Origin of the sequence: Azospirillum brasilense (assembly GCF_007827815.1) — a bacterium.
Taxonomy (GTDB): Bacteria; Pseudomonadota; Alphaproteobacteria; order Azospirillales; family Azospirillaceae; genus Azospirillum; species Azospirillum brasilense_C.
In genome coordinates this window covers 49,050-68,404 of sequence record NZ_VITH01000012.1, presented here as the reverse complement: position 1 = coordinate 68,404, position 19,355 = coordinate 49,050, and the positions used below count along the sequence as shown (strand labels likewise).

Annotated in this window: 21 protein-coding genes; 11 read left to right on the top strand and 10 right to left on the bottom strand. The window is 68.7% G+C overall.

What is annotated here, in order from left to right:
• Window positions 1-122 precede the first annotated feature (122 nt).
• From FBZ83_RS22865 to FBZ83_RS22815, 11 genes are all read left to right on the top strand, one after another.
• Window positions 123-860: a PhoH family protein gene (locus FBZ83_RS22865; RefSeq protein ID WP_145679661.1), complete on the top strand. Its 738-nt coding sequence runs from the start codon at window positions 123-125 to the stop codon at window positions 858-860.
• Between the two features lie 286 nt (window positions 861-1,146).
• Complete coding sequence (locus FBZ83_RS22860; protein ID WP_145689049.1) at window positions 1,147-3,291, top strand: bacteriohemerythrin; 2,145 nt, start codon at window positions 1,147-1,149, stop codon at window positions 3,289-3,291.
• Window positions 3,292-3,318: 27 nt separating this feature from the next.
• Window positions 3,319-3,564 (top strand): hypothetical protein, encoded by a 246-nt coding sequence (locus FBZ83_RS22855; protein ID WP_145689048.1) that lies wholly within the window; start codon window positions 3,319-3,321, stop codon window positions 3,562-3,564.
• Between the two features lie 72 nt (window positions 3,565-3,636).
• Entirely contained in the window at window positions 3,637-4,239 is a 603-nt protein-coding gene (locus FBZ83_RS22850) for an SCO family protein (RefSeq protein WP_119507426.1), read from the top strand.
• 176 nt (window positions 4,240-4,415) lie between these two features.
• Window positions 4,416-4,778, top strand: coding sequence for an AtpZ/AtpI family protein (locus FBZ83_RS22845; RefSeq protein WP_014239729.1), 363 nt, complete (start codon window positions 4,416-4,418; stop codon window positions 4,776-4,778).
• A gap of 12 nt (window positions 4,779-4,790) precedes the next feature.
• A complete protein-coding gene (locus FBZ83_RS22840) occupies window positions 4,791-5,534 on the top strand; it encodes a F0F1 ATP synthase subunit A (RefSeq protein ID WP_035672105.1) in 744 nt (247 codons plus the stop codon).
• A gap of 73 nt (window positions 5,535-5,607) precedes the next feature.
• Window positions 5,608-5,832, top strand: a complete 225-nt coding sequence (locus tag FBZ83_RS22835) for an ATP synthase subunit C family protein (RefSeq protein WP_014239727.1) — start codon at window positions 5,608-5,610, stop codon at window positions 5,830-5,832.
• A gap of 87 nt (window positions 5,833-5,919) precedes the next feature.
• Entirely contained in the window at window positions 5,920-6,570 is a 651-nt protein-coding gene (locus tag FBZ83_RS22830; RefSeq protein WP_145689047.1) for an ATPase, read from the top strand.
• Entirely contained in the window at window positions 6,567-7,046 is a 480-nt protein-coding gene (locus FBZ83_RS22825; protein WP_038529084.1) for an ATP synthase subunit B, read from the top strand. Before FBZ83_RS22830 ends, FBZ83_RS22825 begins: the two co-directional genes overlap by 4 nt.
• Window positions 7,047-7,143: 97 nt before the next feature.
• Window positions 7,144-7,947, top strand: a complete 804-nt coding sequence (locus FBZ83_RS22820) for a DODA-type extradiol aromatic ring-opening family dioxygenase (protein ID WP_145689046.1) — start codon at window positions 7,144-7,146, stop codon at window positions 7,945-7,947.
• A 192-nt stretch (window positions 7,948-8,139) separates the two neighbouring features.
• Entirely contained in the window at window positions 8,140-10,227 is a 2,088-nt protein-coding gene (locus FBZ83_RS22815) for a sensor histidine kinase (RefSeq protein ID WP_145689045.1), read from the top strand.
• 26 nt (window positions 10,228-10,253) lie between these two features.
• Here the strand turns inward: FBZ83_RS22815 and FBZ83_RS22810 are convergent, their stop codons facing one another.
• The 10 genes from FBZ83_RS22810 to FBZ83_RS22765 form a co-directional block, all read right to left on the bottom strand.
• Complete coding sequence (locus FBZ83_RS22810; RefSeq protein ID WP_145689044.1) at window positions 10,254-10,952, bottom strand: class II aldolase/adducin family protein; 699 nt, start codon at window positions 10,950-10,952, stop codon at window positions 10,254-10,256.
• Between the two features lie 150 nt (window positions 10,953-11,102).
• Complete coding sequence (locus FBZ83_RS22805; protein WP_145689043.1) at window positions 11,103-12,107, bottom strand: WD40 repeat domain-containing protein; 1,005 nt, start codon at window positions 12,105-12,107, stop codon at window positions 11,103-11,105.
• A gap of 100 nt (window positions 12,108-12,207) precedes the next feature.
• A complete protein-coding gene (locus FBZ83_RS22800) occupies window positions 12,208-12,597 on the bottom strand; it encodes a hypothetical protein (protein WP_145689042.1) in 390 nt (129 codons plus the stop codon).
• Between the two features lie 11 nt (window positions 12,598-12,608).
• Window positions 12,609-13,655 (bottom strand): formate dehydrogenase subunit gamma, encoded by a 1,047-nt coding sequence (locus tag FBZ83_RS22795; protein ID WP_145689041.1) that lies wholly within the window; start codon window positions 13,653-13,655, stop codon window positions 12,609-12,611.
• 32 nt (window positions 13,656-13,687) lie between these two features.
• Window positions 13,688-13,882 carry a hypothetical protein gene (locus FBZ83_RS22790; RefSeq protein WP_114859180.1) on the bottom strand — a complete coding sequence of 65 codons (195 nt, stop codon included), beginning with the start codon at window positions 13,880-13,882 and terminating at the stop codon, window positions 13,688-13,690.
• Complete coding sequence (gene fdh3B, locus FBZ83_RS22785) at window positions 13,879-14,475, bottom strand: formate dehydrogenase FDH3 subunit beta (RefSeq protein ID WP_038529096.1); 597 nt, start codon at window positions 14,473-14,475, stop codon at window positions 13,879-13,881. The genes FBZ83_RS22790 and fdh3B overlap by 4 nt, the downstream gene beginning before the upstream one ends.
• A gap of 20 nt (window positions 14,476-14,495) precedes the next feature.
• Entirely contained in the window at window positions 14,496-17,384 is a 2,889-nt protein-coding gene (locus tag FBZ83_RS22780; protein ID WP_145689040.1) for a formate dehydrogenase subunit alpha, read from the bottom strand.
• Between the two features lie 15 nt (window positions 17,385-17,399).
• Window positions 17,400-17,600 carry a hypothetical protein gene (locus FBZ83_RS22775; RefSeq protein ID WP_038529100.1) on the bottom strand — a complete coding sequence of 67 codons (201 nt, stop codon included), beginning with the start codon at window positions 17,598-17,600 and terminating at the stop codon, window positions 17,400-17,402.
• A 176-nt stretch (window positions 17,601-17,776) separates the two neighbouring features.
• Window positions 17,777-18,403 (bottom strand): TorD/DmsD family molecular chaperone, encoded by a 627-nt coding sequence (locus tag FBZ83_RS22770; protein WP_145689133.1) that lies wholly within the window; start codon window positions 18,401-18,403, stop codon window positions 17,777-17,779.
• A 290-nt stretch (window positions 18,404-18,693) separates the two neighbouring features.
• Window positions 18,694-19,251, bottom strand: a complete 558-nt coding sequence (locus tag FBZ83_RS22765) for a DUF3306 domain-containing protein (protein WP_145689039.1) — start codon at window positions 19,249-19,251, stop codon at window positions 18,694-18,696.
• Window positions 19,252-19,355 lie beyond the last annotated feature (104 nt).

Below are 19,355 nucleotides of genomic sequence, written 5' to 3'. Positions count from 1 at the left end.
CTCGCACCGGCAAGCCAGACTCCGGCCACCCTGCTGCACAGCAGCATCGACGACCTCCCGCTCGCGGGAGGTTTTTTTGTGCCCGGAGCCGCCGCCCACCAACGTGACGTTAGGAGAGCGATATGGCCAAACGCCAGACCAAAGGCAGCGCCGTTTCAGCGTCCGAGTCGACGGTCCACCCACTGTTCCCCGCCGCCGGCTGGGACCCCGTGGGCGGCGACGACCGCCGCGACCAGAGCTATCTCCGCAAGGTCAAGCCCCAGAGCCCCAACCAGAAGAGGCTGATGGAGGCGATCAAGGACCATAACCTCGTTGTGGCGCTCGGCCCCGCCGGCACCGGCAAGACCTATCTGGCGATCTCCTCCGCGGTGGAGGCGCTGGAGGAGGGCAAGGTCGACCGCATCGTGCTCTCCCGCCCGGCCATCGAGGCGGGCGAGAGCATCGGCTATCTGCCGGGCGACATGCACGAGAAGATGGCTCCCTTCCTGCGCCCGCTCTACGACGCGCTGAGCGAGCGGCTGGGCGCCAAGCGCCTGCGCGCGCTGATGGCCGACGGCACCATCGAGATCGCGCCGGTCGGCTTCATGCGCGGACGCACCCTGAACAACGCCTTCGTGGTGATCGACGAGGCGCAGAATTGCACCTACGCCCAGATCAAGATGCTGCTGACCCGGCTGGGCTGGCACTCCACCATGGTCCTGACCGGCGACCCCGACCAGACGGACCTTCTGGACAACCTGTCGGGTCTGGCCGACATCGCGCGCCGGCTGGAGGCGGTGGAGGGCATCGCCGTCGTCCGGCTGAGCGACACCGACATCGTCCGCCATCCCCTGGTCGCCAGCATGCTGACCGTGCTCTGAAGACGCCGGCAAACGAAGGCCCCCGATGCATCGCCATCGGTGTGCCGCGCACAACTGAGGGAGGCCTGCGGGCCTCCCTTTCCATTTTTGCGGCGCAGAATGCCTGTCTTTTCGAACGTTTGACGGGATGGCCGCGACCTTTTCTCACCCTGGGTTGATGCGTCTTGACGACGATCAGGACCCCGGAGCAAAAGTAACAAAAAATTTAGCAGAATTACCGGACGGTTTCCGCCCCGTCCGGACCCGGCGCGCGCGCCGAAACAAGAAAATTCCGGAGGATCGTCAGGTGTTCGAGCGCATCAGCATCAAGGGTAAGATCTCCGTCATCCTGGGCGTCGCGGCCGTCGGGCTCGCCCTGATCGCCGCCGTCAGCCTGTTCGGCCTGCGGGCCGAGATGATGAAGGACCGCCAGGACAAGACGCGCAGCGTGGTGGAGGTCGCCCACAGCCTCGTCGCCCATTACGAGGCGATGGAGCGCAAGGGCGCGCTGACCCGCGACGCCGCCCAGGCGGCGGCCAAGGACGCGCTGCGCCGGCTGCGCTACGCCGGCTCGGAGTATTTCTTCGTCGTCGACCGTGCGCAGCGCATGATCATGCACCCGATCCGCCCGGAGATGGACGGGCAGGACCAGTCGCGCACCGCCGACCCGAACGGCAAGCTGCTGTTCGTCGAGATGACCCGCGTCGGTGTCGCGGCGGAGGGCGGCTTCGTCGACTATCTGTGGCCGAAACCCGGTCAGGCGGAGCCGGTGCCGAAGATCTCCTACGTGCGCGGGTTCGAACCCTGGGGCTGGCTGATCGGGTCCGGCATCTATGTGGACGACGTGGCCGCCGCCTTCCGCGAGGCCGCCCTGTTCCTCGGCGGGCTGGGGCTGCTGATCGCCCTGGCGGCGACGGGCATCGCCCTGCTGGTCAGCCGGGCCATCGTCCGCCCGCTGCACGCGATGACCGGGGTGATGCAGACGCTGGCCGGCGGCGACACCGCGGTGACGGTGTCCGGCACGCGGCGCGGCGACGAGATCGGCGTGATGGCCCGCACCCTGGAGGTCTTCCGCAACAACCAGATCGACCTGCGGCGCCATTGGGAGCGTCAGCAGGTGGAGCACCGGGTGACCGGGCAGCGCGCCCGCGCCCTGGAGCGGCTGACCGAGCGGTTCGACGCCACGGTTTCCGCCATGGTCGGGGCGGTCGGACTGGCGGTGCAGGCGCTGGAGAACACGGCGCGCTCGCTGTCCGACACCGCCGACCGCAACATGCGCGAGGCGGCGTCGGTCGCCGGGGCGTCGCAGCAGGCCTCGGTGAACGTGCAGACCGTCGCCGCCGCCGCCGAGGAGCTGAGCAGCGCCATCGCCGAGATCGGCACCCAGGTCGCCACCTCATCGCACATCTCCATGCAGGCGGTGACCGCCTCCCGCCAGGCGAGCGAGCGCATCGACGGGCTGGGCCACGCCGCGCAGAAGATCAACGAGGTCGCCGACCTCATCACCAGCATCGCCAGCCAGACCAACCTGCTGGCGCTGAACGCCACCATCGAAGCCGCGCGGGCCGGCGAGATGGGCAAGGGCTTCGCCGTGGTGGCGGGCGAGGTGAAGAACCTCGCCGGCCAGACCGCCAAGGCGACCGAGGAGATCGCCGCCCAGATCAGCGAGGTCCAGCACGCCTCGCAGGGCGCCGTCACCGCCATCCGCGAGATCGCCGGGATCATCGCCCGCAGCGACGAGATCGGCACCTCCATCGCCGCCGCGGTCCAGCAGCAGGGCGCGGCGACCGGCGAGATCGCCCGCAGCGCGGGAGAGGCGGCGCAGGGCACGCGGCAGGTCTCCACCAGCATCGACGAGGTCTCGGTCTCCGCGCTGGAAACGGAGAAAGCGGCCAACGGCCTGCTCGACGCCGCCGAGAGCCTGGCGCAGCAGGCCGGTGCCCTGCGCGCCCTGGTGGACGCCTTCCTGGTCAATGTGGAGGCGATCAACAGCGCGGAGTTGGCCACCCTCTTCGCCCCCGCCGGCGAGGAGGTCTTCATGCCCTGGAACGACACGCTGGCCGTCGGGCAGGAGGACATCGACAACGACCACATGATCCTGGTGGCGCTGATCAACCGGGCGGCCCGGCGCATCCGGGGTGGCGAAGTGCCGCAGGCCATCGGCTCGGCCATCGACCAGCTCGTCGCCTACACCGTCCTGCATTTCGAGGAGGAGGAGCGGGTGATGCAGCGGTCGGGCTATCCCGACTTCGTTCAGCACAAGGCGCAGCACGACGCCCTGCGCAAGCGCGTGGCCGAGCTGAAGCAGCGCTTCGAGGCCGGGGAGCCGCGGGTCGGCGACGACCTGCTGGCCCTCTTCCGCGACTGGCTGACCGGCCACATCCAGCGCTTCGACAAGCGGATCGGACATCATCTGGCCCACCCGGGCGAACCGGCGCGCAAGGCGGCGTGAGCAACCGGACACGAGGCCGCAGTCCCGATGGACATGATCATCGATGCTCTTCTCGAGGGAGTCGCCTGGCTGATGGCCAAGGGCACGGTCGACTTCGCCGTCTGGAAACCCCGCCTGGCCTGGCTGCTCCTCGCTTTGCTGCCGGGCGGCATCGCTGCCGCCGCGGTCTATGCCGCCACCGGCACCTTGACCGTGACCACCCTAGCGCCGATCGCGCTGGCGGCGGCCCCCGCGGCGCTGGCGCTGCGCTGGGCCGCGCGGCGCCTCTGGTGAGCGCGCGGCGCTCGCTCCTTGGGCAGATTGTCCTCTTGACCTGAACCGTGCGCCGCCCCATTCCAGTCGGTCATGAAAGCCCGACTCATCCGCATCGCCGCCGCCTCCGTCGTGGGGCTCGTGATCGCCGCCGGCATCGCCTGGTGGCAGGTCGACAACGCCTCCAGCACGGTGCAGAGCAGCGTGCCCATCGGCGGCCCCTTCACCCTGACCGACCAGGACGGCAAGACGGTCACCGACGCCGACTATCGCGGCAAATATCTGCTGATCTATTTCGGCTACACCTACTGCCCCGACGTCTGCCCGACGGAGCTGGGCACGATGGCCCGCGCCATGGACCTGCTGGGCGTGCAGGCGGACAAGGTGCAGCCGATGTTCATCTCGGTCGACCCGGAGCGCGACACGGTGGCGCATCTGAAGGACTATGTCGGCCTGTTCCACCCCAATCTGGTCGGGCTGACCGGCACGCCGGAGCAGGTGAAGGCGGCGGCCAAGGCCTACCGGGTCTATTACGCCAAGGCGCCTCAGGAAGGCGGAAAGCCGGAGGATTACTTGATGGATCACTCCAGTTTTCTTTACCTGATGGGCCCCGACGGGCGCTTCCTCGGGGTGTATCCGGCCGGCACCACCGCCGACCGCGTGGCCCAGGATCTGGGCACCCGCATTGCCGGCTGACGGAAAACATGAGCGGAGCCGCGCCCTTTGACCCGGTAATACCAAGGTTTCGGCGCGGTTTTGTTGGGTTTTCAAGCACTTGTATTAAGGGTTTTGCGACTTGACAGGGTTGTGCCCTGTCCGTATGGTCTCGCCGCTTTCGCGTGGCTGCGAGACAACGGGGACAACGAAGCGACATGAGCGACGAAAAGCCCCCGCCGTCTCTGGCAGAGCTTGACGCCCGACTGAAGAAGGCGCGTGAAGGGAAGGAATCGCAGAGCGGTCCGGGGAAATATCACCGGCTGCCGCAGAGTCCTCTCGGCATCGCCTTTCGAATCGGAACCGAGCTGGTCGCAGCCATGATCGTTGGCGTCGGTGGCGGGCTTCTGCTCGACCGCTGGCTCGGAACGGCGCCCTGGGGATTGATCGTCATGTTCTTCCTCGGCGCGGCGGCCGGAATTCTGAATGTCTACCGGGCCATCACCGGGCTCGGATTAGCCCCCGGCTACCGCCGGGCCCGTGAGGATGACAACGAGCGCCCCAACGGCGACGCACACTGAGTGAGGACGACCTTGGATCCGCTGCACCAGTTCCAGATCAACCCGATCCTCCAGATCGTGATCGCCGGGTATGACGTGTCCTTCACGAACTCGGCTTTCTTCATGGTCGTGGCGGTCGCGCTGATCTACGCGCTGCTCGTCTTCGGCATGTCTGGCCGCGCCCTGGTTCCGGGCCGCCTGCAGTCGCTGGCCGAGATCTTCTACGAATTCGTCGCGAACATGGTTCGGGACAACGCCGGGCATGACGCCCGCCCCTACTTCCCGTTCGTCTTCGCGATCTTCATGTTCGTGCTGTTCGGCAACCTCGTCGGCATGATCCCGTTCACCTTCACCTTCACCAGCCACATCATCGTGACCTTCACGCTGGCGGCGACGGTGTTCGTGTTCGTGACCGTCCTGGCCCTGATGAAGCACGGCCTGCATTTCTTCAGCTTCTTCATGCCGCACGGCGCGCCGCTGGCGCTCGCCCCGATCCTGATCCCGATCGAGGTGATCTCCTACCTGATGCGCCCCGTCAGCCTGTCGATCCGACTGTTCGCCAACATGATGGCCGGTCACACCATGCTGAAGGTGTTCGCGGGTTTCACGGTTATGATGATCAGCGGCCTGGGCGCCGTCGGCTTCCTCGCCGGCCTCGTCCCGCTGGCCATCAACATCGCGCTGACCGGCTTCGAGTTCCTGGTCGCGTTCCTGCAAGCCTACGTCTTCTCGATCCTGACCTGCCTCTACATCCGCGACGCGCTGGAACTGCACTGAGCACCAGCGCCAACCCGGATCACCTCGTTACCTTTTCCACCACAGTTCACCCTTACCTAGAGGAATGAGTACCATGGAAGCTGAAGCCGCCAAGTACGTCGGTGCCGGTCTGGCCGTTATCGCCCTCGCCGGCGTCGGCCTGGGTATCGGCAACATCTTCTCGACCCTGATCGGTTCGATCGCCCGCAACCCGGCCGTCCAGCCGAAGGTCTTCCCGATCGGCATTCTGGGCTTCGCGCTGACGGAAGCCGTCGCGCTGTTCGCCCTGCTGATCGCCTTCCTGATCCTGTTCGCCTAAGGCCGGAGCGAACTTTTAATTTCGCTCTGACGCGGCGCCGGGCTCTCGAAGTTTCGGCGCCGCATTCTTGCCTAGGGGGACCGATCCATGCCGAACCTGTTGGCCAAGCGACGGCTGGTCCGCTGGTCGGGTGCTGCGGGCGCCTCGCTCGCCACTCTGACCGTGCTTGCCGGTAACGTCCTGGCGGCGGCGGCGGAGCACGCGCCGGAAGCCGCCCATGGCGGCGAGCACGCCGCCGGCGGCCTGCCGCAGCTCAATCCCGCCACCTTCCCCACCCAGATCTTCTGGCTGGCGCTGACCTTCATCACCCTCTACTACCTCCTGTCCAAGAAAGCGCTGCCGCGCGTGGCCGAGGTTCTGGAGGAGCGCCAGGAGCGCATTTCGCGCGACCTGAGCAAGGCCGCTTCGCTCAAGGAAGAGGCCGAGGCCGCCATGGCCCAGGTCGATCAGTCCCTCGCCGGGGCCCGTTCCGAAGCCCAGGCCCTGATCGCCCAGGTGGCCGCCGAGATCGACGCGAACAACCACGCCCGCCAGGCCCAGTTGAACGCCGAGAACGCCGAGCGTCTGCGCAGCGCCGAGGCGAACATCGCCACTGCCAAGGAGCAGGCGGTCGCCAACGTCCGCGCCATCTCCGCCGACATCGCCCGCGACGTCGCCGGCCGTCTGGCCGGGCTGAACGTCGACGCGGCCCAGGCCGATGCGGCGGTCGCCGCCGTGATCGAGGAGCGCCGGTCATGAACACGCCTGAAATGTGGGTCGCCATCGCCTTCATCATCTTCGCCGCCCTGGTGTGGAAGAAGGCGTCCGGCGCGATCACCGGCCTTCTCGACGCCCGCGCCGAGAAGATCCGTGCGGAGCTGGACGAGGCCCAGCGCCTGCGTGAAGACGCCCAGGCGCTGCTCGCCAACTACCAGCGCCGTCAGCGCGACGCGCTGAAGGAGGCCGAGGCCATCATCGCCCACGCCCGCGAGGAGGCCGACCGTCTCCGCTCGCAGGCCGGCGCCGACCTCGAAGCGTCGCTGAAGCGCCGCGAGGCCCAGGCCATGGACCGCATCGCCCAGGCGGAAGCCGGGGCGCTGGCCGAGGTCCGCAACCTGACCGTCGACATCGCCATGGACGCCAGCCGCCGCATCCTGGAAACCGGCATCCAGCCGGCCCAGGCGGACAAGCTGATCGAACAGTCGATCGCCGAGCTGCCGAAGCACCTGCACTGAGATCGTTGCCCCACCGGCAACAGTCTTTCGAAAAACCCCGGCCTAGGCGCCGGGGTTTTTCTTTGGTCGAATGGTCCGGCAACCCGGAGCCCCTTTCATGACCACGACCCAGCCGGCCACCGCCCTGCCCTCGTCCGCCTTCCCCAGCGTCTTCGTCTCGCACGGTGCCCCCACCCTGATCATTGAGGATTCGCCGGGCCGCCATTTCCTGGCCGGTCTGGGCAAGCGGCTGGGCCGCCCGAGCGCGGTGATCGCGGTGTCGGCGCACTGGACGACCCGCAGCCCGGCAATCAGCGGCGCCACGCAGCCGGACACCATCCACGATTTCTACGGCTTCCCCCGCGCCCTCTACGCCATGCGCTACGCGGCACCCGGCGCCCCGGCGCTGGCCGACCGCGTGCGGGCGCTGACCGGCGCCACCGTGGACCCGGACCAGGGGCTCGACCACGGCGCCTGGGTCCCGATGATGCTGATGTACCCGGAGGCCGACATCCCGGTCGCCCAGCTCTCCGTCCAGCCCGGCGCCACCGCGGGCGACCACATCGCGCTCGGCCGCGCCCTGGCGCCCCTGCGGAAAGAGGGCGTTCTGATTCTCGGCAGCGGCGGCGCCGTCCACAATCTCGGCGACTTCCGCTTCGGCCAGAGTGACGTGGCCGATTGGGCGGAGGAGTTCGCCGGCTGGCTCGACGGGGTGCTGACGGCGGGCGACGAGGCGTCGCTGGCCGGCTGGAAGACGCTCTGCCCGCAGGCCAAGGCGGCGCATCCCACCGACGAGCATTTCCTGCCGCTGCCCGTGGCCTTCGGGGCCGCCGGGGACGCGGTGCGAACGGAGCGGCTTCACGCCGGGTTCGAGCATGGCAGCATCGGCATGCAAGCCTACGCCTTCCACGGCGCGGCCTGAAGCCCTGCGGGAGATGTTTAAAGGGGGCTGAACCTTACGCACTTGTCTGTTTGCGCCGTTGCCGCGCCAAGCTACAATCCGCGCCACCCGTCCGTGCACACGGAGGGGTTTCTGACAACGCCGGGCTTTTCCCGCCCGCAACCTTCGGCCGGATCTCGTGGCTTACCAACGACAGCGCGTACGGGACGTGGCGTGACGCGGAACGGAACCCTGCCCCGGTCCGGCGACGCCCCCTCCTCCCCCGGTGCCCCGGCCCGCCTCGCGCGCTCCCTTCCGGGGGTCGGCCTCCTGCGCCGCCTGGACGAGCTGACGCTCGCCGCGCGCGTCGGGCTGGGCTTCGGCGTGGTCCTGGCCCTGGTCCTTCTGCTGGCGCTGATCGGTGTGGCCTCGCTCTACGGAGTCAGCCGCGAGGTCGGCACCTTCTCCGGCTACGCCGACGCCTCCCAGACCGCCGCCGACCTGGACATCGGCCTGCGCGACCTGGAGGTCTCGGTCCGCGACCATCTGGCCGAGGGCGAGCAGCAGAGCCTGCTCGACGCCGGGCTGCGCCGCGACGGCCTTCTGGAACGGCTGAGCGCCTTGGCCGGGATGGCGCAGGACGCTGCCGACCGCCGTTCGGTAGAGGGCGCGCGCGCGGCGTTGGACGCCTATTGGAGCGGTTTCGAGGCGCTGGTCGCCCTGCGCGGCGAGCGCGCCCGCCTGACCGAGTCGGTGCTGGAGCCGCAGATTTCCCAGATCCGCGCCGGGCTGGGCCGGCTGAAGGACGCGGGCGGCGTCGATTCGGCGGCGCTGGCCGGCGACGCGACCGTCGCCATCCTGATGATGCAGGACCATCTCGGCCGTTACGTCGCGCGGCGCGACGACCGCGACTCGCTGCGCATGCGCGCCGAGCTGGGCAACGCCCGCGCCAAGCTGGCGGAGATGAACCGTTACCTCTGGGTCCCCGGCACCCGCCAGACCATCGACGAGGTGGAGGCGGCGCTGGCCGGCATCGACGGGGTGCTGGACAGCATCGAGGCCTCCCTGGCCGACGAGGACGGGCTGCGCGCCGAGCGGCTGACGCCCAACGCCGCCGCCGTCGCCGCCCACGCGGCGGAGATCCGCCAGCGCAACGACGCCGTCGCGGCGGAACTGCGCGGCGGTCTGGCCGACCAGTCCTGGCGCACGCTGCGCATCGCCCTGTGGGCGGCGCTGGCGGTGACGCTGGCGGGGCTGGCGATGGTTTGGTTCGTCAACCGCCGGGTCGCCCGTCCGGTCGCCGGCATGGCCGCCGCGGTGACCTCGCTCGCCGCCGGGCGGACCGACGTCGCCCTGCCGCCGGACGACGGAGCGGACGAGGTGGCCGTCATGGCCCGCGCCGTCCGCATCCTGCGCGACAACACGGCGGAGATGGAGCGTCAGCGCCAGGAGGCCGCCGACCGGCACGGCCAGCTGCTGCGCGACAAGGAGCGCGCCGACGCCGCCAACGAGGCGAAGACCCATTTCCTGGTCAACATCGGTCAGGAGCTTCACGCCCCGCTCAACGCGATCGTCGCCTCCAGCCAGTCGCTGATGGGCGAGTTGCACCGGCTGGGCGCCGGGGAACTGGCGACCGACATCGAGCAGATCCAGTGGACCGGCGAGCAGATGCTCACCCTGGTCGACGCGATTCTCGATTACGCCCGCATCGAGGCCGGCAACATGGACGTCGTGCTTCAGGATTTCGACGTGCACCGGCTGCTGATCGAGGCGCGGGAGCGCACGCTGCCCGCCGCCGACCTCAACGGCAACGACGTGACGCTCCAGGCCGAGGTTGCGGCGCTCGGCCAGATGTATTCGGATTTCGGCAAGGTCCGGCAAACGCTTCTCAACCTGCTGGACAACGCCTGCAAGTTCACCCAGGGCGGCGCCGTCCGGCTGGCCGCCGAGCGGGTCGAGCGCGACGGCGAGCCCTGGCTGCGCTTCACCGTGAGCGACAGCGGCAGCGGCTTCGCCACCAGCCAGACCGCCCGGCTGTTCCAGCCCTTCGTCCAGGGCGGAACTGGCCAGGGCGGCAGCGGCCCCAGGCGGCGCGGCGCCGGGCTCGGCCTGACGCTGGTCGGCCATTACGCCGCCATGCTCGGCGGCGACATCGAGGTGGCGAGCGAGCCCGGTCAGGGCACACGCGTCACGGTGGCCCTGCCCGCCTACTACCAGCCCCCGGCGGAGGAACGCCCGCTCCAGGTCGGCACCGCCGGGGCGGCCAAGCGCCCGCTGGTCACCGTCGGCCCCTTGCGCCCCGTCGCCCAACTGGCCTCCTGACGCCGGGAGCCGTCAGCCGTCAGCCGTCAGGCCTCGCGCGGGCGGGCGGTGTCCTCCAGCGCTGCACCCTCGTCGGGCGGCAGGCCATACTTCATGCGGCGCATCTTCTCGGCGACGCGCGCGATCTCCTCGGGCGGTAGTATGACCGGCTCGCCCAGCAGGTGGGCGTGGAGATACTGGCGGGCCAGAGTCTCCACCTCCACCGCCAGCGCCAGCGCGCCTTTCACCGTCTTGCCCAGCACGATCATGCCATGGTTGGCCAGCAGGCAGGCCAGCCGCCCCTCCAGCGCCGCGACGACGTGGTCGGACAGCTCCTGCGTCCCGAAGGTGGCGTAGGGCGCGCAGCGGATCGAATCGCCGCCGGCCAGAGCCACCATGTAATGGAAGCTGGGGATGCCCCGGCCATGGACGGCCAGCGCCGTCGCGAAGGTCGAATGGGCGTGCAGCACCACATCCACGTCGGGCCGCGCCTTCAGGATGTCGCGGTGAAAGCGCCATTCCGACGAGGGCCGCCGCCGGCCGACATAGGTGCCGTCGAAGCCCATCTCCACGATGTCCTCTGGCGCCGTCTCGTCATAGGGCAGGCTGCTCGGCGTGATGAGGAAGCCGCCCTCCACCCGCACCGACAGGTTGCCCGATGAGCCCTGGTTGATGCCCGCCCCGTTCATGGCGAGGCAGGTGTCGATGATGGCGCGGCGCTGCGCCGGGTGGGACAGGCTGGTCATGGGCTGCGGTCTCGATTCCGGAACGACGGAGTGCCGAACGGGCCATGGGTGAACGGTGCCTGTCAAGGACGCTCGGTGGGGGAACTGAGGCATGTTCCAATTCCCCTCTCCCCTCCGGGGAGAGGGCTAATCATGCCATCCGAAAGAGGATCATGGGCGCTCGGCGTCGGCCTTGCTCACCAGGCTCCAATGGCGGACCACCGCGTCGTAGCCGGCGGACAGGGCGCCCTGCCCGTCCGGGGTGAAGGCGACCGCCAGGACCGGTTTCTCATGGCCGTGGAAGGAAGCGAGCTGCCGCCCGGTGGCGGTGTCCCACAACCGGACGCGCCGGTCGCCTCCACCGCCGGACAGCAGGGTCCTGCCATCGGGCGAGACCGCGACGGAGGTGACGAAGCCGCTGTGCCCATAGAGCGTGCGCAGGAGGATGCCGGCCTCAAGGTCCCACAGCCGCACCGTCTCGTCGCTGGACGCCGTGACCGCCAGCCGTCCGTCTGGGGACAGGGCCAGACCGTTCACGCTGCCCTCATGCCCTTCCAGAACCGCTTTCTCCTGACCGGTCGCGGCGTCCCAAACGCGGATCTGGAAGTCGTAGCCGGCGGAGACCAGCCGGCCGCCGTCCGGGGTGTAGGCCACGGCGTTCACATTGGCGCCATGCCCCTCCAGCACCCGCAGCGCGGCACCGCTCTCCGGATCCCAGACGCGGATGGCGAAGTCCCAGCCCGCGGAGGCGAAGCTGCGGCCGTCCGGCGCTACCGCCAGACCGGCCACGGTGCCGGTGTGCCCCTCGAAGCGGCGCAGCGGCCGCTCGCTCTTCAGGTCCCAAAGGATGATGGCGGCGTCGCGGCTGCCGGTCAGGGCGCGCGTGCCGTCCGGCAGGAAGGCCACGGCGGTGACGCCAGCGGCGTGCTCGTGGAAGGAGGCGATCTGGGTACCGGAGGCGAGGTCCCAGAGGATGGCCGAATAGTCCCAGCTTCCCGTCAGGACGCGGGTTCCGTCGGGCGACACGGCGACGGCGTTGACCATGGCGCCGTGGCCGATCAGGTCGGCGGCGCGGGACAGCAGAGGGGTGGCAAGGATGGGCGCGACCGCGGCCAGCGCGAGCAGCCGGCGGCGGGTGCGGCACGGTGGATTCCCCGGATGACGCCCTCTCACCATGCCCAAACCGCCTCCCGAAAAGGAAAAGACCGGCGGCCTCGCAGCCACCGGTCAGGGGGTAACAGGTGTCAACGCGGGACGTTCTCGGCGCCCGGCAATCTCAGCGCCAGGTGTGTCCGCGGGCGACCGCGGGGTTGTTGGAGGTCCGGTTCGGCTCGTAGCTGCCGCCCTGGGGCAGGCTGTAACCCGCCGCATGATGGCGGAAGGGCGGAAGCGCGAGACCGGTTGCCGCATCGACGGTCAGGGTGTTGACCATGAAGGCCGCGTTGCCGGCGGTCCCCGGCATCATGGCGGCGACCTTGTAGACGGCGGTGCCGTCCTCCAGCGCCGCCTCGGTCACGCGCAGGACCTGCACGTTGTAGGTCTGCTCGACGATCCGCTTCACCTCGTCCGCCGGCTTGGCCGCCGGAGAGGTCTGGTCGGAGGTCTGGGCGGCGGCCGGAGCGGCGAGCGCCCCGGCCAGCAGCAGGCCGATCAGGAAGGAACGCATGGTTGGTGTCCTCACTCGGCGGGCGCGCGGTGGCGGCCGTGGTGCGAACGCGGAGTCTCTCCCGTCACCTCCTGAACCCACAGCGAGTGGTGCTCGCGCGCCCACTGGAGTTCGACGTCGCCCGTGCCCATGGCGTCGAAGGCGCCTTCCATGCCGACCGAGCCGATGTAGATGTGCGCGATGATGACCGCGGTCAGCACCACCGCCACCGCGGCGTGGATCAGCTGATAGAGCTGCAGGTCGGCCAGCGAGGCAAAGGAGAAGGGCCACAGGAGTTGCACGCCCGTGAAGCCCAGCGCCGCGCCGCCCAGCACCGTCGCCCAGAAGATCACCTTCTGGCCGGCGTTGAACTTCTTCGCCGCCGGATGCACGCCCTTGCTGAACAGGCCGCCGGCCTTCAGCGCCCAGGTGATGTCGTTGCGCTCCGGGATGTTGTGCTTCACCCACATCACGAAGATGAGGAGGATGCCCAGCATGAAGGCGAAGCCCAGGTAGTTGTGGGCGAACTTGCCGTACTGGGTCATCGTGGCGAACGCCTCCGGCCCCAGCAGCGGCAGCACGGTATAGCGCCCGTACAGCACGTTCAGCCCGGTGAAGGCCAGGATGACGAAGCTGCCGGCGGTCAGCCAGTGCACACCCCGCTCGAAGGCGTTGAAGCGCTGGATGGTCCGGCCGGTCTTCTGGCCGTCGATCCGGATGCGCCCGCGCACCAGGAAGAACAGGACGAGCAGCCCGATCATGCCGCCCAGCGCCCAGCCGCCGTAGGTGGACAGCGGGCCGTTGCGGACCGAGCGCCACAGTTCCCCTTCCGACTGCACCAGCACGCCGGCGCTCTTGTTGGGGATGGAGACATAGCCCTGCTCGCCGGAGCGGATTCCCCGCCACATGTCGGTCTTGGAGGTGCCGTCGGCCGGCTGGCTGGCGACCGGCGGGAACGCCTCCGCCGCCGACGCGGCCGATACGTTGGCCATGACCAGCGTCAGCGCCAGCATGGCGACGCCCAGCAGGACGATGTGCAGCGTCCTGCCGACCCCGCCCTTGGAATGATTCGACGTCATTGCGTCAGCCCTTCCCTTGAGAACCGCGCCAATCAGAAACGCTGGCCGGCCGAGCGCTGCTGGAGCGCCTGGACCTGATCCGCGGACAGAGAACTGTCCGCGGCGCCGCGGTAGACGCCCTTCTCCAGATGGATCGGGCGCGCCTGCTCCTCCTCGTTGCACCCCGCCAGAAGCGGGGTGACGAGGAGAAGCGCCATCGCACAAACGGTGCGGCGGATCACGGTCACGACCCCGCCTTCATCTGATAGGCGGTGCCCCAGCCCCAGGCGCCGGACCCGAAGCCGCGGGCGACCACGCGCTCGCGGTAAATGTCCGACACCTTGTCGCCGTCGCCGGCCAGCAGGGCCTTGGTCGAGCACATCTCGGCACAGAGCGGCAGCTTGCCTTCGGCCAGACGGTTGCGGCCGTACTTCCTGTACTCCGCGTCCGTGTTGTCGGCCTCCGGGCCGCCGGCGCAGAAGGTGCACTTGTCCATCTTGCCGCGGGTGCCGAAGTTGCCGGCCTGCGGGTACTGCGGGGCGCCGAACGGGCAGGCGTAGAAGCAGTAGCCGCAGCCGATGCACAGGTCCTTGTTGTGCAGGACCACGCCCTGCTCGGTCTGATAGAAGCAGTCGACCGGGCAGACGGCCTTGCAGGGCGCGTCGGAGCAATGCATGCAGGCGACCGAGATCGACCGCTCACCCGGCTTGCCGTCGTTGATGGTGACGACGCGGCGGCGGTTGATGCCCCAGGGCACCTCGTGCTCGTTCTTGCAGGCGGTGACGCAGGCGTTGCATTCGATGCAGCGGTCCGCGTCGCAGAGGAATTTCATGCGGGCCATGGTGATGAACTCCTAGCGTCTCAGGCCGCCGAGATCCGGCAGAGGGTGGTCTTGGTTTCCTGCATCTGCGTGACCGAGTCGTAACCGTAGGTCGTGGCGGTGTTCGCCGCCTCGCCCAGCACGATCGGGTCGGCGCCCTGCGGGTACTTGGCGCGCAGATCCTGGCCCTGGTAATGGCCGCCGAAGTGGAAGGGCATGAAGGCGACGCCGCGGCCGACACGCTCGGTCAGCATGGCCTTGACCTTCACCTTGCCCTGCTCCGCACCCTCGACCCAGACCATCTGGCCGTCCTTGATGCCGGCGTTGTTGGCATCGAACGGGTTGATCTCGACGAACATGTCCTGCTGAAGCTCGGCCAGCCAGGGGTTCGACCGGGTCTCGTCGCCGCCGCCCTCATACTCGACCAGACGGCCGGAGGTGAGGATGATCGGGTACTCCTTCGACACGTCGCGGTCCTGGATGGACTTGTAGAGCGTCGGCAGACGCCAGGACTTGGTGTCCTTGTAGGTCGGGTATTCGGCGACCAGATCGCGGCGCGGCGTGTAGAGCGGCTCGCGGTGCACCGGCACCGGGTCCGGGAAGTTCCAGGCGACGCAGCGGGCCTTGGCGTTGCCCGGCGGGTTCAGGCCGTGCTTGATCGCCACGCGCTGGATGCCGCCCGACAGGTCGGTGGTCCAGGACACCGCGCCGATCTTCTCTCCGCCGATCTTCTTGATGACGGCCATCTCGGCCTCGGTCAGCTCCCCGGTCCAGCCCAGCTTGTCGAGCATGGCGTAGGTGACTTCCGGGTAGCCGTCCTTGATCTCCGACCCGACCGGGTAGGAGCCCTCGGCGAGCAGCGTCACGCCGTTGCGCTCGACGCCGAAGCGCGCGCGGAAGGCGCCGCCGCCCTCGGCGACCGGCAGGGAGGTGTCGTAGAGGTTGGCCGTGCCCGGATGCTTCATCTCCGGCGTGCCCCAGCAGGGCCACGGCAGGCCGTAATAGTCGCCGTCGCACGGGCCGCCGTTGGCGCGCAGCGTGGTCTTGTCGAAGGTCGCCTGATGCTGCATGTGCAGCTTCAGCCGCTCCGGCGACTGGCCGGTGTAGCCGACCGACCACATGCCGCGGTTCCACTCCCGCGTGGTGTCCTCGATGTCCGGCTCGTTGCCGTGGAGCTTGATGTTCTTGAACATCGGCTCGGCGAAGCCGAACTTCTTGGCGAACAGATACATGATCTCATGGTCCGTCTTCGCCTCGAAGAGCGGCTCCATGATCTTGTCGCACCACTGGACCGAGCGGTTGGACGCGGTGCGCGACCCGACGGTCTCGAACTGGGTGGCGGCGGGCAGCAGGTAGAAGTTGTCCTTGCGGTCGGACAGGACGGCGGTCATCGTCGGGAACGGATCGACGACGACGAGCAGCTCCAGCTTCTCCATCGCCTTCTTCATGTCCGGAAGGCGAACCTGGCTGTTCGGCGCGTGACCCCAGAAGACCATGCCCTTGATGCTCTCGGGCTGGTCCATGTTCTCCTTGGCTTCCAGGACGCCGTCGAACCAGCGGGACACCGGGATGCCGGTGGCCTCCATCAGCTTCTTGTCCTTGAAGCGGGCCAGGACCTCGTCATAGGAGACGTCCCAGACGCGCGCCCAGTGGCGCCACGCGCCCTCCGCCAGACCGTAGTAGCCGGGCAGCGAGTCCGAGGTGACGCCGAAGTCGGTGGCGCCCTGCACGTTGTCGTGGCCGCGGAAGATGTTGGTGCCGCCGCCCGTCACGCCGACGTTGCCCAGCGCCAGCTGGAGCACGCAGTAGGCGCGGGTGTTGTTGTTGCCGATGTGGTGCTGCGTGCCGCCCATGCACCAGACGAGCGTGCCCGGACGGTTGGAGGCCAGCGTGCGGGCGACGCGCTTCAGCTGCGAGCCCGGAACGCCGGTGACCTTCTCGACCTCTTCCGGAGTCCACTTGGCGACCTCGGCGCGGATCTCGTCCATGCCGTAGACGCGCTTGGCGATGTACTCCTTGTCCTCCCAGCCATTCTCGAAGATGTGCCAGAGGATGCCCCAGATCAGGCCGACGTCGGTGCCGGGGCGGAAGCGGATGTACTCGTCGGCCTTGGCCGCGGTGCGGGTGAAGCGCGGATCGGCGACGATCAGCGGGGCGTTGTTCTGCTCCTTGCCCTTCAGGACGTGGAGCATGGAGACCGGGTGGGCCTCCGCGGCGTTGGAGCCGATGAAGAACATCGCGCGCGACTTCTGGATGTCGTTGTACGAGTTCGTCATGGCGCCATAGCCCCACACGTTCGCCACGCCGGCGACGGTGGTGGAATGGCAGATGCGGGCCTGATGGTCGACGTTGTTCGTGCCCCAGAAGGCGGCGAACTTGCGGATCAGATAGGCCTGCTCGTTGCTGTGCTTGGCCGAGCCGAGCCAGAAGACCGAATCCGGGCCGGACTTCTCGCGGATCGCCAGCAGCTTGTCGCCGACCTCCTGGATGGCCTGGTCCCAGGAGATCCGGGTCCACTTGCCGTCCACCATCTTCATCGGGTAGCGCAGGCGGCGGTCGCCGTGGGCGTGCTCGCGCACAGCCGCACCCTTGGCGCAATGGGCGCCCAGGTTGATCGGGCTGTCGAAGCTCGGCTCCTGGCCGATCCACACGCCGTTCTGCACCTCGGCGGTGACCGTGCAGCCGACCGAGCAGTGGGTGCAGACGTTCTTGACCAGCTTGACCGGCGCGCCCGCGGCGGGGGTGGCGGTCACCGCCTCGGCCTTCTTCACCATGCCGAAGGGCATGGTGGCGGCGATGGCGGCGCCACCGGCGGCGATGCCCGAGGTGCGGAGGAACGAACGACGGTCGACGGTGTTACCGGTCAAGCCGGAAACCATCTTCGCCAGCGAACGGCCGCCGGAAGCAGCCGCCTTCTTCTTTGTCAGCATGTGCGGCGGTCCTTCTTAGAAGCGGCTCAGTTCGTAGACCGTCCGGACATGGTCGGTCTCGCGGTAGCCCTGGGCGGGGGCGGGCTCGGCGGCCTGCACCGGCTCGGCACCCGCCACGGCGCCCACGGCGGCGGCGCCCAGCGCGCCGACGCCCAATCCAGCCGCGCGGAACAGGTCGCGCCGCGCCAGCGTGGTCTTTTCCTTCTTGTCCGTCATAGCTTCACCCTATTCTTCGCGGCTTCCCCGAGACTGAAGACCGATGGGACGCCCGGTTTCCGGGCCTTGTTTTGAGCGTTTCCGGACCGGCCTTGTCGTGGACCGGTCTCGTTGTTTGGCTGTCTGTTCGGCGGCGGTGCCGGTGTGCGGTCAGGCCGCCCCGTCACGCCGCCCGATCATGCCGCCATGTCGAAGGCCTTGCCCTCGACCTCCAGATACCGGTGACCCAGCGTGCCCACCGCGCGGTAGAAGGCGGCGGACGGCGTGGATTCCAGATCGGTGAAGAACCGGCCGGCCCAGGAGCCGATGTGGCGGTCGAAGAAGCGGCGCTGCGCCTCCAGATCGGCCGGGGCGTCGAAGGCTCCGGTGATCAGACCCGCCATCATCTCGGCCAGGGCGGCGATGTGGTCTTCGGGTTCCTTCACGTCGTCGGCACGGGCGATGCCCAGCAGCGCCATGTCGCCGCGCAGCTCGGCCAGCGGCTTCTCGTGAAGGAAACCCGTGAGATAGTAGGACCCGTAGGGGGACAGGATGCCGCCGCCGACGCCGATGAAGAGGGTGTTGAACTCCTCCTCCACCGCGGCGGCGTCCGTGCCGCGGGCGGCCTCGGCCAGACCGCGCAGCGCCTGCCCGAGGGGGCTCGCGTCGCCGTCCAGCGCCGACCCGTCCAGCGCCGACAGGGCGGCCAGGAACTCCCCGCCGGGCGGGCGGGCAAGCAGACGCGCCAGCAGCGCGTAGAGCTGCGCCCGCTGCATCTCCTCCGGCGGCAAGGCCGACGGATCGTGTTCACCGGCCACGGACACGGCGTTCATCCCTCCCGACACGACGAAAGGACCAGATCGGCAAAACTCCGGCACCCGGCCCCACCCGTCGCGACAACGGCGGCGCATTGGCTCGCCCGCTGCAGTCTCACGGCGTCATGGGCCGGCGCCCGAGACGCCCTGGACCGACAACCTCATATTGCACCCGCGAAAAGCCTCGCCATATCAGGGGCTTAACATTCAGGATTGGTATATTAAAGGGCAGATTCGCGGTGTTTGTCAACAAAGGTTGACTCAGAAGTGTGCTTACCGCGACTTGGGCTGGACTACCGTTATGCTCTTTTTATCATATCGATACCCGGTTCCTGAGAAGCAGAGGGGGTCTGCTCGGGCTCCGAACCTTCGGGAAGCGCCACGATTTCTTTCCCGTCTTCATCGACGTCGCCCATCTCGCCGGTCGCCTGCTCCGCCTTCTCCGCCGCTTCCTCGGCGGCGTCGAGGAAACCCTTGCCGACGCGGTAGAGCGTCTTCACCGGCGAGGACCCGGTGAACAGGCTGGCGTAGTCGTCGGCGTAGTCCTTCAGCCCGTCGTCGTTGGCGAAAACCGGGTCGGAAGTCCACAGCTTTCGCAGCGCCTGCCGGTGCAGGTCGTCCGGGACCTCCGCCCGCAGGAAGGGGGTGAAGTCGGACTCCAGCGTCAGCTCTTCGACGGGCGGGAGGTCCTTCAGCGGGTCATCGGAATCCGGTGCGGTCTCGGCCGGCTCGGCCTCTGCGTCCACCGGAAGTTGCGCGGGCGGTTCCTCAGGAAGAGGCTTTACCGGCTCCAGGGCGGGGGCGGCGGGCTGCCGCTTCAGGCGGGACCAGCGGGAGAGGAAGGATTCGTCGGTCATGTCGGTGTGTCTCGGGGATCGCCGGACATTGCCCCCACCCTAGCCCTCCCCCGCTCCGCAGGGGAGGGAATCAGCTCCTCCCCCTGCGTCAGCGGGGGGAGGTT